The following is a 14,130-nucleotide window of genomic DNA, read 5'->3' as shown; positions in this document are numbered from 1 at the left end:
CACCACCCCCAGGACGACCCAAGGACGCCCGCCATGAGTCAAGATCCATTCCCGTCGGCGAACCCGGGCCCGACGGCCACCCCGGGCACCCGGAGCGCCCCGGCCTCCCCGGCGGCCCCGCCGGGTGCCCCGCTCGCCCGCCGGGAAGGCCGGGAGAAGGTCACCGGCACCGCCCGCTACGCGGCCGAACACACCCCGCCGGGCTGCGCCTACGCCTGGCCGGTGCCCGCCACCATCTGCCGGGGCCGGGTCCTCGCCTTCGACACCCTGGCGGCGCTCGCCCTGCCCGGCGCGTGCACGGTGCTGACCCACGAGAACGCGCCCTGCCTGGCGCCACCCGACGATCCGATACTGGAACTCCTCCAGAACGACCGCGTCCCGCACCACGGCTGGTACGTGGCGCTCGCCGTCGCCGACACCCTCGAAGCCGCCCGCGCCGTCGCCGCGGCCGTCCGCGTCACGTACGAGACCGAGACGCACGACGTACGGCTCACCGCGGGGCATCCGGACCTCTACACCCCGGAGACCGTCAACGGCGGCTACCCCGCCACCAGCGAACGCGGCGACTTCGACGGGGCGTTCGCCGCCGCGCCCGCCACCCTCGACGCGACGTACGCCGTGTCCCCGCTGCACAACCACCCGATGGAACCGCACGCCGCCACCGCCCGTTGGAAGGACGGCCACCTGACCGTCCACGACTCCAGCCAGGGCGCGACCGCGGTACGCGACGAACTCGCCGCCCTGTTCGGGCTCGGGAAGGACGAGGTCACCGTCGTCTCCGAGCATGTCGGCGGCGGCTTCGGCTCCAAGGGGACGCCCCGCCCCCAGGTCGTACTGGCCGCGATGGCCGCGCGGTACACCGGGCGCCCCGTCAAGCTGGCCCTGCCGCGCCGCCAGCTCGCGGCGGTCGTCGGCCACCGCGCGCCCACCCTTCAGCGGGTACGGCTGGGCGCGACCCACGACGGTGTCCTCACCGCCCTGGCGCACGAGGTCGCCACCCACACCTCCACCGTCAAGGAGTTCGTCGAGCAGGCCGCCGTCCCCGCCCGCATGATGTACGCGGCGCCGCACCGCCGTACCGGGCACCGCGTCGTCGCCCTGGACGTGCCGAGCCCGTCGTGGATGCGCGCACCGGGGGAGGCCCCCGGGATGTACGCCCTGGAGTCCGCCGTCGACGAACTCGCCGTCCTCCTGGACATCGACCCCATCGACCTGCGGGTACGCAACGAACCCGGCACCGAGCCGGACAGCGGCCGGCCCTTCAGCAGCCGGCACCTCGTCGACTGCCTCCAGGACGGCGCCCGCCGCTTCGGCTGGCTGCCCCGCGACCGGCGCCCGGCCGTCCGCCGCGCGGGTGACCTGCTGGTGGGGACCGGTGTCGCCGCGGCCACCTACCCCGTCTACCTCGGCGGCTCCGACGCCGAGGCACACGCCGACGCCGACGGCGGCTACCGCGTGCGGGTGAACGCCACCGACATCGGCACCGGGGCCCGCACCGTCCTCGCCCAGATCGCCGCCGCCGCGCTCGGCGTGCCCGAGAGCCGGGTCCGCGTCGCGATCGGCAGCAGCGACCTGCCGGACGCTCCCGTGGCGGGCGGCTCCGCGGGCACCGGCTCCTGGGGCTGGGCCGTCCACAAGGCGTGTACGGCACTCGCCGGGCGGCTGCGCGACCACGACGGCCCGCTCCCGGCCGACGGCGTGACGGAGACCGCGGACACCCGGCAGGAGAACGCCGAGCCGTCCCCCTACGCCCGGCACGCCTTCGGCGCCCAGTTCGCCGAGGTCCGGGTCGACACCGTCACCGGCACGGTCCGGGTGCACCGGCTGCTGGGCGTGTTCGCGGCCGGCCACATCCTCAACTCCCGCACCGCGCGCTCCCAGTTCATCGGCGGGATGACCATGGGGCTGGGCATGGCGCTGATGGAGGGCAGCACCCTGGACCCCGCCTTCGGCGACTTCACCCAGAACGACCTGGCCGGCTACCACGTACCGGCCTGCGCCGACGTCCCCGCCATCGAGGCGTACTGGCTCGACGAGGACGATCCGCACCTCAACCCCATGGGCACCAAGGGCATCGGCGAGATCGGCATCGTCGGCACCGCGGCGGCCATCGCCAACGCCGTACGGCACGCCACCGGCGTACGCCTGCGCGACCTCCCCCTCACCCCGGACAAGCTCCTGCCCCATCTGGCCCGCTTGGCCTAGGACGTGTTTGAGATGTTGATCAAGGTCGTGTTTCGGTCTTGGAATGGCACGTGGAGATCTGCCGGACGACCAGTGGCCGTGGCTGGAGCCGGGACGACCAGTGGTCGTGGCTGGAGCCGCTGTTGCCACCGATACCGAAGACGGGGAGGCCGCCGCGGGATCGGCGGCGGTGCTTCGACGGGATCCGGTGGCGGGCGAGGACCGGCTCGCCGTGGCGGGACATACCCGAGCGGTACGGGCCGCGGGAGAGCACGTACACGCTGTTCCGCCGCCGGCAGATCGACGGAACATGGACTCTGGCCCTCAAGAAGTTGCAGGTCACGGCAGATGCCGCTGGACACATCGAGTGGGAGGTGTCCGTCGACTCCACGGTCTGCCGGGCCCCAGCACGCCGCCGGGGCCCGAAAAAAGGGCTTGCGATTCGGGCTGGACGGTCCCGGACGGGCCGGCAGCCGAGCCGGACGACCACGGCCTCGCACGCTCGCACGCCGGCCTGACCACGAAACCGCACCTGCCCGTGAACGCCTCGTCCCACGTCCCGGCGACCGTGGCCACCGCCGGCAGCGCGACGATACCCGGTGTTCACCGAGGCCATGGAACGCATCCGCACACCCCGGCCGGGCCGCGGACGCCCACACGTCCGCCCCGACCGTGGCTAGCGGACCGCGCGTACTCCCCCCACCCGATCCGCGAGTACCTGCACCGTCAGCAGATCGCTCACACCATCCCGAAGAAGCACGACCAGGCCGGACACCGTCTACAGCACGGCAGCGCGCGCGGACGGCACACATGGCTTCGACCGCGAACTCTACAAACCCAGGCACAAGGCCAAATGCCGGATCGGCCTGCCGAAACAGGCTCATGGCGTCGCGACACGTGACGACAAACTCGCCGTCCACTACGAGGCCACCGTCCAACTCACCCTGATACGGCAGATCCTGTGACCACATCTCAAACACGTCCTAGGAAAGGACCTCGGCAGCGAGGCAGAGTCAGGTGGGGTGCAGGGTTCCGAAATATTCGGCCCCCGCCCGCACCGGAGTGGTCCCTTCGCTGCGCAGGTGATTTCCGGGACGTTGTACGTTGACATGCTTCCCGGCGGAGGTTCCAGTCCTTTGGGGATCTTCCTCTTCTGCCGTAGGCGAATGCCCTGACGCCCCCAAGCTGAGCCCACCCGACCATCGCCACCGAGGCCTGTGGCACCGGGGTGGGCCATTACGTGAACAGGGATTCCTGCCAGAATGCCCGTCCCACTGCCAGTGAGAGGGGAGCAGTAGCAGTTGTCACCCATTCCACCGCTGTGTCGCTGGTGGCGTTGGCACAAAGGCCAACCCCATCTCACAGCTCGGAACGTCGTGGGGCGGTGATCTGTTACATCCGCCCCCAACTGTGATCGCTCTTGCCTAATGGTGCGAGCCGGTTCACTGGACAGCGGCACCCTCGGCTTGGTCCGGGTCCCGCGCGACGATGCCCTCCATGTGACGCTCGAAGACGGTCGCGGCCTCGGGGTTCATGCGGGTCAACGCGCCCATACCGGTGACGATGGCATCGCAGACCTCGGCCTCGACGTCCTTCCAGGTGTGCGAGTGACCCTTGCGAGGGTTCTGCCCCATGGCCCCGATCACCGCCTCGGCGACCTCGCCGGCCTCCTCCTGGATCTTCAGCAGTTGCAGAAGGAGGCGCTGCTCGCGAGGGAGCGTGGAGTAGTCCTCAGGCGGCCGGCAAGGCGGGCAATCGTCTGCCAGGTATCAGTCACATGTGTCTCGATTCTGTTTTGTGCGGACGGGGTTCAAGCGGCCAGGGGGAACGTGAGCGTCATCGGGGGCGTGGTCGGTCGTTTGGGTGCGTGAGGCCACTGACCCTCACCGGTCCTTGGCGAGGGCCACGAGCCCAGCGGACAAGCCGCCGGTATGGGCCAGCTCGTCGTATCCGCCCTGCCGCCAGCCCGGTGTCGCGAGCTGGTCCCCGGCCAGGACCGCGCCGAAGCCGCTGCGCCCGCCTCGTCCGGCTGGACGTACCTCGAAAAGTGCCCCTCCTCCTGTCCTTCCGGCCCTTTTCTCGCGCCCTCCGATGCCGTACTCCTGAGGCCGGGCGTCGTACGACAGGAGAAGGGACTCATGCGCGCGCAGAGGAAACAGCCGGAGAGGGCCATTCCGGCGGAGGAAGAGGCACGGCAGCGAACGGTGGTGCGTGGCTCGGTGCCGGCGGGCCGTATGGCTGTGGGCGGGGCGACGGTCCTGTCCCCGGGGATGGTCGCGTCCTTGCAGCGGGCGGCCGGCAACGCCGCTGCCTCTACCGTCATCGCCCGCGCGAAGACGACCGGTCCCCGTTCCACCGAGCGCAGGATCCTCGACAACCTGGAGGCAGGCGTCGAGCCCACCGCTGCTGACTTCGACGCGCTCGCCGCGAAGATGGCGAAGGGCCAGACGAAGGAGCGCGCGCGAGAGATCACGGCTTCGACGGAACGCGAATTCGCCGAGATCCTCGGCAAGTTCGACGGGCCGCAGCGCACTTCTCTCAAGAAAGCGATCGAGAGCTACACCCAGGACTCCGCGGCGATCAACACGCACGCGCGAAGCGGGGCGAATACGCCGGGTGCGAACGCCCAGGTGGACAAGGTCGACTCAGTGTTCACCCACTACAACGATGCGGACAGAGCCCTCACGGAAAAGAATCGGATCACCTACCGCCTCACGACCTACAAGCCCGAAAGAGGCGACCCCGAAGTCCCGTACGGCACGACCATCACCGTAGGCGACTACATCACCGACCTGGCCTTCGTCTCCGCCTCCGAGAACCGCCGCCTGCTGGTGGAAGGGGTCAATAACGCGAAGCCGGGAACCCGGTACGTGAAGTTCACCATCATCGGGTCCGGTGGGGCGAACATCGCGGGCGGATCCCCTTACACCAACGCGACGGAGGAGGCGATGCACAACCTGGCCGCCCCCGGCGAGGGGATGGGCGCCAAACTCAAACGGGCCTTCGGAACGCCGCCCTCCGGGCAGGCCGAGATCCTCTACCCCCGCGATTCGGCGTTCCGCGTGGAGAAGATCTCCGCAAACGGCGACGACGTACTCGTCGTAGTCCGGTCCTCTTCGCGGCAGGAGGCGGAGGCGGCCGGCCGCGCATTGAAGGACAGCTTCACCGGCAGTGAGGCATAAGCCCGGCCCTGACCGTCTCGCGGACGTACCGGGCAGATGCATGCCGCCATGTTCACCACCTCATGGCAGTCGCGCCGATACGTCCGAGTCCCGCCGGGGCATCAGCAACACCGCATGTCAAGGCTGTGGCGCCGGGTCGGCGAGCCCGTAGGCGACGTCGACACTGCGGGGTGCGGCGTGCGGAGCCTCCTGAGCGGTGATTGCTGCTGATGTGCAGAGCACGGCCGCGCCAATGGCGAGTAGCACCCGTGACGTCATCGGTTCCTCCTGAAGCCGAATCCCGTGCGCCTTCACCGGTTGCATCGGTACACCGCCCGGCGGAGGGATTCTGAAGCTCCGGCCCAGCGTGCCAGGGATCAGTTGGGAGCTACCGGCTCCGGGCTGCGGCAGCTGAGTTGCGCGCCCTCGTGTCACGCCTGGGAAGCTGGGCTCGCAGGTGGTCCCTCCCACAACCCGTTGGCCGTCAGCGTCGACTCGTCCACCCCCTCCGGCGCCCCGGGCGCCAGCCGGCTCGTAGCAGAGCCGACTTCGACACCAGGCACCACGTGGCATCGGTCCAGTTCGTCAGCTGACCAGGACCGTGCCCGGACACCGGTCCGCCGGTCAGGGGAGTGACCAGTTCGAACCCCTGCGAAAGACGGGCCGTGTTCATGTCGGCACCGGGAGCCGAGGGCCGGTCTCGGAGGGCATACGACTGGGTGATCGACCTCGGACCGGGCGAGATCTCGGTGGACGGCTGTATCACCAAGGTCCCGTCCGGCGGTGACAAGGCGGGCGCTCCCCGGTCGGCCGGGGCAAGCAGGGACTGAAACGCTCGGTCGCCTCCGACGCCTGCGGTGTCCCGCTCGGGATCGTCTCCGACAGTGCCAACCGGCACGACTCACCTCTTCTCGGACCCACCGAGCGGTGGGATCCCAGGCGCCTCCCGTTGCTCGTCGGCAGCCCCGTGGCCGTGCTCTGGGCCCTCGCTCCGAACAACGTCGCTACATGGTGGACTCGATGCCTCACTGCCCTCGCCGGTGTAGCCGGCGCGATCGTTCTGATGCTCGCGTTCGTTGGATACCGCAGGCTCGCCGCACCACCCACGGCCTCGAACCGCTCTGAGGAGCACACCTCATCCTGAGCGGGATCGTCCTCCAAGCGGACGCGGAGAAGCGCCGCTGTTCCCTCTTCGTGCGGCCTCGCCGAGGACTTGGGGACCGGAAAGGACCAGCACCTGACTTCGCCGTAACCGCTTAACGCCACTGGAGCGCAGCAGACCCGAGCGGGGAACGCCGGCCGGGCTGGGGAACCGTGCGCCCGCTGTACGCGAATGGTGTCGCCGGTTCGGTGAGCGGGCCGAAATCGGTCCCTGTGGTCGACAGCGCGGCGAGCGGCGCGCGACCGGGCCGGGGCAGGTCGAGTACGTCCTCCCGTGCCAGCAGTCCGAGTTCCTGCACCCAGTGACACACCCCGGCCAAGGTCACGCGGATCCGCCATGAGCCGCCCTCCGTCGCACGCCGGCGCAGGACCGTTGCCACGGCGGCGGCCCCGAGGTAGGCGGCGAGGTAGTCATTGAGCAGGTACGTCGGCGGCAGCGAGGGCCGGTCGGTCCACTCCTCGACGGCGAATCCGGTTGCCGAGCAGGCGAGTTGGTCGAACCCACCGCGTTCGCCCCAGGGGCCTTCGGCGCCCCAGGCATGGTATTCGAGGGTGATGAGTCCGGGGCGGCGCCGGACGAGTTCCTCGGTCGACGCCCCGTGCCGGGTGAGTCCCCGGTAGGCGTGCACGAAGACGTCCGCGTCCTGGAGTACATCGTGGAAGGCCGCGCGGTCGTGATCGTCGCGCAGGTCGCAGTAGGCGTTGCGCTTGCCGCCACCGGTCATCGCGATCATCGGGATCGGGTCAGGGCGGTCGGGACGCGACAGGTGCAGCACGTCGGCGCCGAACTGGGCAAGGAGCCGCGTCGCGACGGGACCTGCGATGACATGGGTGAGATCGAGCACCCGTACGCCCGCGAGCGCCTCATCGGCCTCACCGATCGGCTCCAGAGGCCGGACCGGTCCGTCACCGACGCGTTCGATCTCGACGACCGGGCGCTGCGCGACATACCGCCCTGCGGGGTGCGCGAGCCACTCGTCCCGGCTGCGCACCACGCAGGCGACACCGCCCCGCGCGCAGATGGCCTCCTCCAGCGTGAAGGCGTCCCAGTCGGCCGCGGCCTGCGCGATCCCCACCTTGTCGAGCCCGCACCTCAGCACGGAGCCGACCGCGTCCCGCAGATGCGGGTAGGCGGTGATGATGAAGATCCACCGGCCGTCGCGTGCCCGGTAGAAGTCGTTGTTGCCGAGCAGCGCCGGATCGTCGAGGAGAGTGCCGATCGGGCGCCCCGACAGCGTCGTGTGATACGTCGCCATGAGCTGGTCGATCGCGGCCTCGGCCTGCACCTCCACCCTCTGGTGCCGGTGACCGCGCTCTTCGCCGAGCGCCGCCGTCTGCCGCCCGAAGACGGCGATCGCGGCGGACATGGCATCGGCGAGGCGGTGCACCGAGGGCACCAGGGGATCGGCCCCGACGACGGTGATGTCCTCGGCTCCCCGGGCCGGATCGGGGTCGCCGAGGGTGTGCAGCAGTCGGGAGACGATCTCGCCGGTGGGCGTCGATGTCGCGGTGAGCGTGTTCGAAGTCATGCCGGGATACTCGTTCCCAGCACTGCACGAACGCCCGGATTCACGGATATCCGTGAACCGATGCGAACGTCACGTCTGCCTCTCCTGGATGTGCGCGAGGAGCCGGGCCGCCGCCCGGTCCAGGCACAGCCGCTCCGAGCGGCCGCGGCGCCGGTGTATCAGAGCGAGGGCCCCCGTGACGACGGGGCCGTCGGTGACGGGGATCGCGAGCGCGCTGACCTCGGGATCGGCCAGACCATCGCTGCGGCTGATCCGCGACGCGCGGATCGCCGCGAGAGCGCAGCGGAACTCGGCGACCGCCTCGGGGTCATGGCGGGCGAGCTCGTCGAGCAGCCCACGGCGCTCCGCCTCGTCGGTGAAGGCCAGCAGCAGACGGCCCGCGGCAGTGCGCAGCAGCGGCCGGGCCACGTGCTGGTCAGCGAGCGGCACGAGGCGGGGAATCTGGTCCTCGCCGCCGCGCGCGAGGTACACGGCGTCGAGCCCGACCCGCACCGTGAGCAGCACCGGGGTACCCGCGACGCGGCTCAGTTCGCCGAGCTCGGCCTGACTGATCCGCGGGATGGCCCTGCCGGCAATGAGGTTGAGGACGTGCGGGGCGGGCCCGAGCCTGAAGCGCCGGCGCTGTTCCAGCAGAAAACCGGTCGCGACAAGGCCGTTGACCAGATCCTGCACCGAACTCGCCGGCGCCCCGACCGTCCGCGCCAACTCGGCCACGGTCACCCCGCCCGGCGCCCGCGCGGCGGACTCCAGGATCCACGCGACCCGGTCCACCGTACGGTGCCGCTGCCGTCGGCCGTGCTCGCCCATCCCGCCCACCCTGACCTTCTTGTGTACCACCAGCCGCACGCACCGACACGGCCCGCCGGTCCTCTCCCGCACCAACCCGACGAGCAAGGCCCACTGCGGCGACCGGCAAGTCGACTGAACTTGCCTTACGTGCCTTACCGGCACATGGAATCCTCACCAGCAAGTTCAGCCAACACCACTAGATAATCAACGGAACCGTGAGCGCCGTCTGCCGCTGGTTCGCCCTGCCGTATCCCCGGATCTGCAGCCGTGTGTGCCGTCCGCGCGCGCTGCCGTGCTGTAGACGGTGTCCGGCCTGGTCGCGCTTCTCCGGGATGGTGTGAGCGATCTGCTGACGGTGCAGGTACTCGCGGATCGGGCGGGGGGAATACGCGCGGTCCGCTAGCCGCGGTCGGGGCAGACGCGTGGGCGTCCGCGGCCCGGTCGGGGACAGCGGCTCCAGCCACAACCACTGGTCGTCCCGGCTCCAGCCACGGCCACTGGTCGCCCGGCAGATCTCCACGTGCCATTCCAAGACCGAAACGCGACCTTGATCAACATCTCAAACACGTCCTAGGACCCCCGTCCGCCCGTCGTGACCGCTCACGTATCGCGGAACCGCCGGCGCCGGCGAGCTCCCGCGTGCGCGGCAGGATCTGTTGCGGACCCCGAACCGCCGGGTCACGATGAGTGTGACTGACAGGTGAACGTCACTCACTCTTCGTGTTCGGGGTTCGTTGGTCCCACGAGGTGACGCACGTGAGCCTCGTGGTGAGGAGCGACGACCATGACCTTCCCCGGCGACCGGCGCTACACGGTCGAACTGCACGCCTCGGCGGAGCGCGTACCGCGGATCCGGCGCATAGTGGCCGCGCATCTGCGGCACTGGCGGCTCGAACGGCACATCCCGCCCGTGTGCAGGGGGGTGGTCGAACTCCTGACCAACGTGCACCGCCATATCGGCCCGGACGCCCGGTGCGTGGTCGAACTCCGCTGGACCGGCCGGCACCTGACGGCCTCCGTCGCCGACGACGGACCGCGCCTGCCGCGGCTGCTGGGCGCGGCCGCCGGCAGTGGGGGACTGTCGGTCGTGGCGGCGCTCAGCGACAGCTGGGGGACCTGCGGCACCGCGGACGGCAAGGTCATCTGGTTCACCCGGCGGGTGGCGGCGGCCGGTGGAATGCCCGTGGTGACGCGTCCGCCGCTGCGCAGTGTGCCGGGCACGGAGGCGCGGCCGGTTCCCGGACCGGGGGAGTCGGCCGGAGGCGGGGAGGGGCGGGCCGCCACGACACTCGCCTGACGCGGGGGAGAGGGCCGGAGCGGGAGGGCCGGGGCGGGAGGGAGTGGGACGGGGAGGGGCGGAGCTGGTGGGGGACGGGGCCGCAGCGGGGTACGGGACCGGCCGGGCCGTACGCCGGGCCGTACGCCGGGCCGTATGCCGGGCTGTATGCCGCGCCGATGACGGCCGGTCCGACGGGTCCGCCCGCCCCGGCCGGGGCTGTTCGTCGCGCGTACCGCATTCCGTCACGCTGACGACACCACCCCTTCCCTGACGCTCGTTCCTCTTGGAACATTCTTCGGAACACTCCGCCGGCCCCGGGTTTCACCGGCGGGGACCGCTACATCCACGCAGCACGCAGCACGCAGCACGCAGCACGCAGCACGCAGCACGCAGCACGCAGCACGCAGCACGCAGCACGCAGCACGCAGCACGCAGCAGGCAGCAGGCAGCAGGCACGTCCGTTCAGCACCCCCGTCCAGCCGTCCGCACCTCCCCGTCCGCGAACTCCCCCACACCCACGAGGTCCTCAGACTCATGCCTGAACTCAATAGGCGGCGCTTCCTCCAGATCGCCGGCGCGACCGCGGGCTTCTCGGCCCTGTCGAACAGCATCGCCCGCGCCGCGGCCATCCCCGCCGCCCGTCGCTCCGGCTCCATCAAGGACGTCGAGCATGTCGTCGTGCTGATGCAGGAGAACCGTTCCTTCGACCACTACTTCGGCGCGCTGAAGGGCGTACGCGGATTCGGCGACCCGCGCCCGGTGACGCTGGACAGCGGCAAGTCGGTCTGGCACCAGTCGGACGGCACCAAGGACGTGCTGCCCTACCACCCGGACGCCGAGAACCTCGGTATGCAGTTCATCGAGGGCCTCAACCACGACTGGGCAGGCGGCCACCAGGCGTGGCACGACGGCAAGTACGACCGCTGGATCCCCGCCAAGTCCGCCCGGACGATGGCCTACCTGACCCGCGAGGACATCCCGTTCCACTACGCGCTCGCCGACGCGTTCACCGTCTGCGACGCCTACCACTGCTCTCTCATCGGGGCCACCGACCCCAACCGCTACTACCTGTGGTCCGGCCACACGGGCAACGACGGCAAGGGCGACGGACCCGTCCTCGGCAACGACGAGGCCGGCTACGGCTGGAGGACGTACCCCGAGCGGCTGGAGCAGGCCGGCGTGTCCTGGAAGATCTACCAGGACACCGGCGACGGCCTGGACGCGGCCGGACACTGGGGCTGGATCGACGACGCGTACCGCGGCAACTACGGCGACAACTCGCTGCTCTACTTCAACAACTACCGCAACGCCAAACCCGGCGACCCCCTCTACGACAAGGCCCGCACCGGCACCAACGTCAAGCAGGGCGACGGCTACTTCGATCACCTCAAGGCCGATGTGAAGGCGGGCAGGCTCCCGCAGGTCTCCTGGATCGCCGCGCCCGAGGCGTTCTCCGAACACCCCAACTGGCCCGCGAACTACGGAGCCTGGTACATATCCCAGGTGCTGGACGCGCTCACCGCCAACCCCGAGGTGTGGAGCCGCACCGCCCTCTTCCTCACCTACGACGAGAACGACGGCTACTTCGACCACCTCACCCCGCCCTTCCCGCCGGCCTCCGCAGACCGGGGCGCCTCCACCGTCGACACGGCACTCGACCACTTCCCCGGCGACAGTCGCTACGCCGCCGGGCCCTACGGCCTCGGCCAGCGCGTCCCCATGCTCGTCGTGTCCCCCTGGAGCACCGGCGGTTACGTCTGCTCGGAGGTCTTCGACCACACCTCCATCCTCCGCTTCCTGGAACGCCGCTTCGGCGTGCACGAACCGAACATCTCGCCCTGGCGGCGCGCCATCTGCGGCGACCTCACCTCGGCCTTCGACTTCGGCCTCAGGAACACCGGGCCCGCCGCGCTCCCCGACACCGACGGTTTCCGGCCGCCGGACCGCAAGCGGCACGACAGCTACCTGCCCAAGCCGCCCGCCCAACCCGTGCTGCCGCGGCAGGAAGCCGGTTCGCGGCCCACCCGTCCGCTGCCGTACGCACCGTGGGCCGACGGGTCCGCGACGCCCGCCACCGGCCGCTTCACCCTCACCTTCAGCGGCGGTGACCGGGCCGGGGTGTGCTTCACCGTCACCTCCGCGAACCGCACCGACGGCCCGTGGACGTACACCACGGAGGCCGGTAAGCAGCTCTCCGACACCTGGAACACGGCCTACTCCCAGGGCGTTTACGACCTGACGGTCCATGGTCCGAACGGCTTCCTGCGTACGTTCCGGGGCCCCGGCGCCACCGCGGGCCCCGAGGTGACCGCCCGCCACGACGCCACCGACGGCCGGGTCGAACTCACCCTGACGAACCGGGGCAGCACCGCCTGCCGCCTCACCGTCACCGACGCCTACGGGGGCAAGAGCCACACCTACACGGTGCGCGCGGGCGCCACCATACGGAAGCCGGTGGACCTGCGCGCGGGCAAGCGCTGGTACGACCTGACCGTGGTGTCCGACAGGGACCCCGCCTTCCTGCGGCGGTTCGCCGGACACGTCGAGAACGGTCGGCCGGGCGTGAGCGATCCGGCGATCATCACCGGCTGACGCGGCCCGGGAACGGGGTCCGCCGCGCTCGCGGTGCCCCGTTCCCGCCGCCGACCGCACCGGCCGGGGGACCTGGCCCGCCGAGGGGCTGACCGCACTGACCGGGGGACCCGGCCCGCCGAGGGGCTGACCGCACCGGCCGGGGGCCCGGCCCGCCGAGGGGCTGTTACGACGCGCCGCGCCGCAGGTGCTCCAGCGTGGGGTCCTGCGCCGCGTCGTACACACCGCTTCCCCGGCAGTGCTTGCACGCCCCGGCCCGGAAGACGGTCTCCGCCGCACCCGAGAACGGTGCGGGGCCCGGAACGTACGCCGCCGGGCACTGCACGACCCCGGAACCGGAGCACCACCGGCACGTCGCATCCGCGGGCGCACTCATCGGGGCCACCCCTGAACCGTGCCGCTGCCCGAGCGCGCTCCGCGCGTCCTGGGCGCGGGAACCTCGCGCCCCTGGGAAATTGCCTCGTACTGCACGATCACCTTGTCCGTTGCGGGAAGAACAGACCTGTATGCCGGCCAGGCCGTCCCGCCCGAGCCTAACCAGTTTCGTCTGGATCAGCCGGTCCTTGGCCCGAGTGTGCCGTTGACCGACGCGCAATGGGCGCGGACCGAGGCGTTGCTCCCGCACCGGACACCGAGGCGGGGTGACCGGTGAAGGGGCCGCCGGGAGGTGAGCGACGCGACCGCGCCTACGCGTCCTTCACCGTGAGGCCCAGGACTTGGGCCAGTGCCGGCGCCATGTCCAGGAGCTGATAGGTACTGATCGTTGCGCCACTCAAGGCTTCGAGTCCGGAAGCGATACTCAGCCCCGCCGTCCCTCGCAGGTCGACCTTGGTCATCTTGGCGTTGTCGAAGTGCGCTCGGTCCAGGGTCGAGCCGGGGAAGGTGACGTTGGCGAGCACGGCTCCGCCGAAGTCGACATCGCGCAGGAGACAGTCCACGAACGAGACATTCCGCAGCTTGGCCAGGCGGGCGTTGACCGAGTCGAACTTGCAGTTGTAGAAGGTCACGCGGTTCATGTGGGAGCCGGAGAGTTCTGTACCGGCGAGGACCACCTCGTCACACTCGCTGTCCATCCAGGTGGTCTCCGCGAGGTCGGTCCCCACCATGCGCACGGTGTGCAGCCAGACATCGTCGAACTGGGAGCGCCGGTAGCGGCCACGAGTGAACGTCACCGCGGAGAACGCGGACTCGGTGAAGCCAGAGCTTCCGCCCTCCGCGTCCTCGAAAACGCAGCCGTCGAAGTGGAGCCACTCATAGGTGCCCTCCCTTTCCATTCCCCCGGTGAACGGCGTAAGGCGGTGCGCGTACGGAAGCTTGGCGAGTTCACGGGGAACACGGGCTCGCATCAGGTTTCTCCAGGAGACAGCGATCGGGTCAGCGGCTCAGGGCAGGCAGCGGCTCGCGCAGGCGCCATCGCTATGGCTCCGGGCGAGGA

Annotated in this window: 11 protein-coding genes and 1 pseudogene; 6 read left to right on the top strand and 6 right to left on the bottom strand. The window is 70.5% G+C overall.

Features of this window, described 5'->3' with window-relative positions:
* Nucleotides 1-33 precede the first annotated feature (33 nt).
* Nucleotides 34-2,205 (top strand): xanthine dehydrogenase family protein molybdopterin-binding subunit, encoded by a 2,172-nt coding sequence (locus tag ACLJWH_RS24630; RefSeq protein WP_411143905.1) that lies wholly within the window; start codon nucleotides 34-36, stop codon nucleotides 2,203-2,205.
* Between the two features lie 19 nt (nucleotides 2,206-2,224).
* On the opposite strand, the gene ACLJWH_RS24625 is transcribed toward ACLJWH_RS24630, so the two are convergent.
* Nucleotides 2,225-2,428: a hypothetical protein gene (locus ACLJWH_RS24625; RefSeq protein WP_411144026.1), complete on the bottom strand. Its 204-nt coding sequence runs from the start codon at nucleotides 2,426-2,428 to the stop codon at nucleotides 2,225-2,227.
* On the opposite strand from ACLJWH_RS24625, the gene ACLJWH_RS24620 reads away from it, so the two are divergent.
* A complete protein-coding gene (locus tag ACLJWH_RS24620) occupies nucleotides 2,337-2,702 on the top strand; it encodes a transposase (RefSeq protein ID WP_411144015.1) in 366 nt (121 codons plus the stop codon). The two genes, ACLJWH_RS24625 and ACLJWH_RS24620, sit on opposite strands and share 92 nt — an antisense overlap.
* Nucleotides 2,703-3,626: 924 nt before the next feature.
* Here ACLJWH_RS24620 and ACLJWH_RS24615 read toward each other — a convergent pair.
* A complete protein-coding gene (locus tag ACLJWH_RS24615; protein ID WP_411143904.1) occupies nucleotides 3,627-3,818 on the bottom strand; it encodes a hypothetical protein in 192 nt (63 codons plus the stop codon).
* A 504-nt stretch (nucleotides 3,819-4,322) separates the two neighbouring features.
* On the opposite strand from ACLJWH_RS24615, the gene ACLJWH_RS24610 reads away from it, so the two are divergent.
* Nucleotides 4,323-5,366 carry a hypothetical protein gene (locus tag ACLJWH_RS24610; RefSeq protein WP_411143903.1) on the top strand — a complete coding sequence of 348 codons (1,044 nt, stop codon included), beginning with the start codon at nucleotides 4,323-4,325 and terminating at the stop codon, nucleotides 5,364-5,366.
* 117 nt (nucleotides 5,367-5,483) lie between these two features.
* Here ACLJWH_RS24610 and ACLJWH_RS24605 read toward each other — a convergent pair whose 3' ends face one another.
* Nucleotides 5,484-5,624 carry a hypothetical protein gene (locus tag ACLJWH_RS24605; RefSeq protein WP_411143902.1) on the bottom strand — a complete coding sequence of 47 codons (141 nt, stop codon included), beginning with the start codon at nucleotides 5,622-5,624 and terminating at the stop codon, nucleotides 5,484-5,486.
* 428 nt (nucleotides 5,625-6,052) lie between these two features.
* On the opposite strand from ACLJWH_RS24605, the pseudogene ACLJWH_RS24600 reads away from it, so the two are divergent.
* Nucleotides 6,053-6,267 (top strand): annotated as a pseudogene (locus ACLJWH_RS24600) (IS5/IS1182 family transposase); the annotation flags it as partial.
* 334 nt (nucleotides 6,268-6,601) lie between these two features.
* On the opposite strand, the gene ACLJWH_RS24595 reads toward ACLJWH_RS24600, so the two are convergent.
* The gene (locus tag ACLJWH_RS24595; RefSeq protein ID WP_411143901.1) at nucleotides 6,602-8,035 is read right to left on the bottom strand and encodes a CoA transferase; all 1,434 of its coding nucleotides are present in this window, start codon (nucleotides 8,033-8,035) and stop codon (nucleotides 6,602-6,604) included.
* A gap of 69 nt (nucleotides 8,036-8,104) precedes the next feature.
* A complete protein-coding gene (locus ACLJWH_RS24590) occupies nucleotides 8,105-8,842 on the bottom strand; it encodes a helix-turn-helix domain-containing protein (protein ID WP_411143900.1) in 738 nt (245 codons plus the stop codon).
* Nucleotides 8,843-9,608: 766 nt separating this feature from the next.
* Between ACLJWH_RS24590 and ACLJWH_RS24585 the strand changes: the two genes are divergently transcribed.
* Together ACLJWH_RS24585 and ACLJWH_RS24580 are read left to right on the top strand one after the other, a co-directional pair.
* Nucleotides 9,609-10,121 carry an ATP-binding protein gene (locus tag ACLJWH_RS24585; protein WP_411143899.1) on the top strand — a complete coding sequence of 171 codons (513 nt, stop codon included), beginning with the start codon at nucleotides 9,609-9,611 and terminating at the stop codon, nucleotides 10,119-10,121.
* A gap of 516 nt (nucleotides 10,122-10,637) precedes the next feature.
* Nucleotides 10,638-12,695, top strand: a complete 2,058-nt coding sequence (locus ACLJWH_RS24580) for a phosphocholine-specific phospholipase C (RefSeq protein ID WP_411143898.1) — start codon at nucleotides 10,638-10,640, stop codon at nucleotides 12,693-12,695.
* Nucleotides 12,696-13,381: 686 nt separating this feature from the next.
* On the opposite strand, the gene ACLJWH_RS24575 is transcribed toward ACLJWH_RS24580, so the two are convergent.
* The gene (locus ACLJWH_RS24575; RefSeq protein ID WP_411143897.1) at nucleotides 13,382-14,041 is read right to left on the bottom strand and encodes a pentapeptide repeat-containing protein; all 660 of its coding nucleotides are present in this window, start codon (nucleotides 14,039-14,041) and stop codon (nucleotides 13,382-13,384) included.
* Nucleotides 14,042-14,130: the final 89 nt, after the last annotated feature.

The sequence above is a fragment of the Streptomyces sp. x-80 genome, assembly GCF_046549095.1.
Taxonomy (GTDB): Bacteria; Actinomycetota; Actinomycetes; order Streptomycetales; family Streptomycetaceae; genus Streptomyces; species Streptomyces celluloflavus.
The sequence above is the reverse complement of the archived record's forward strand: the minus strand, read 5'-3'. Positions and strand labels throughout refer to the sequence as shown.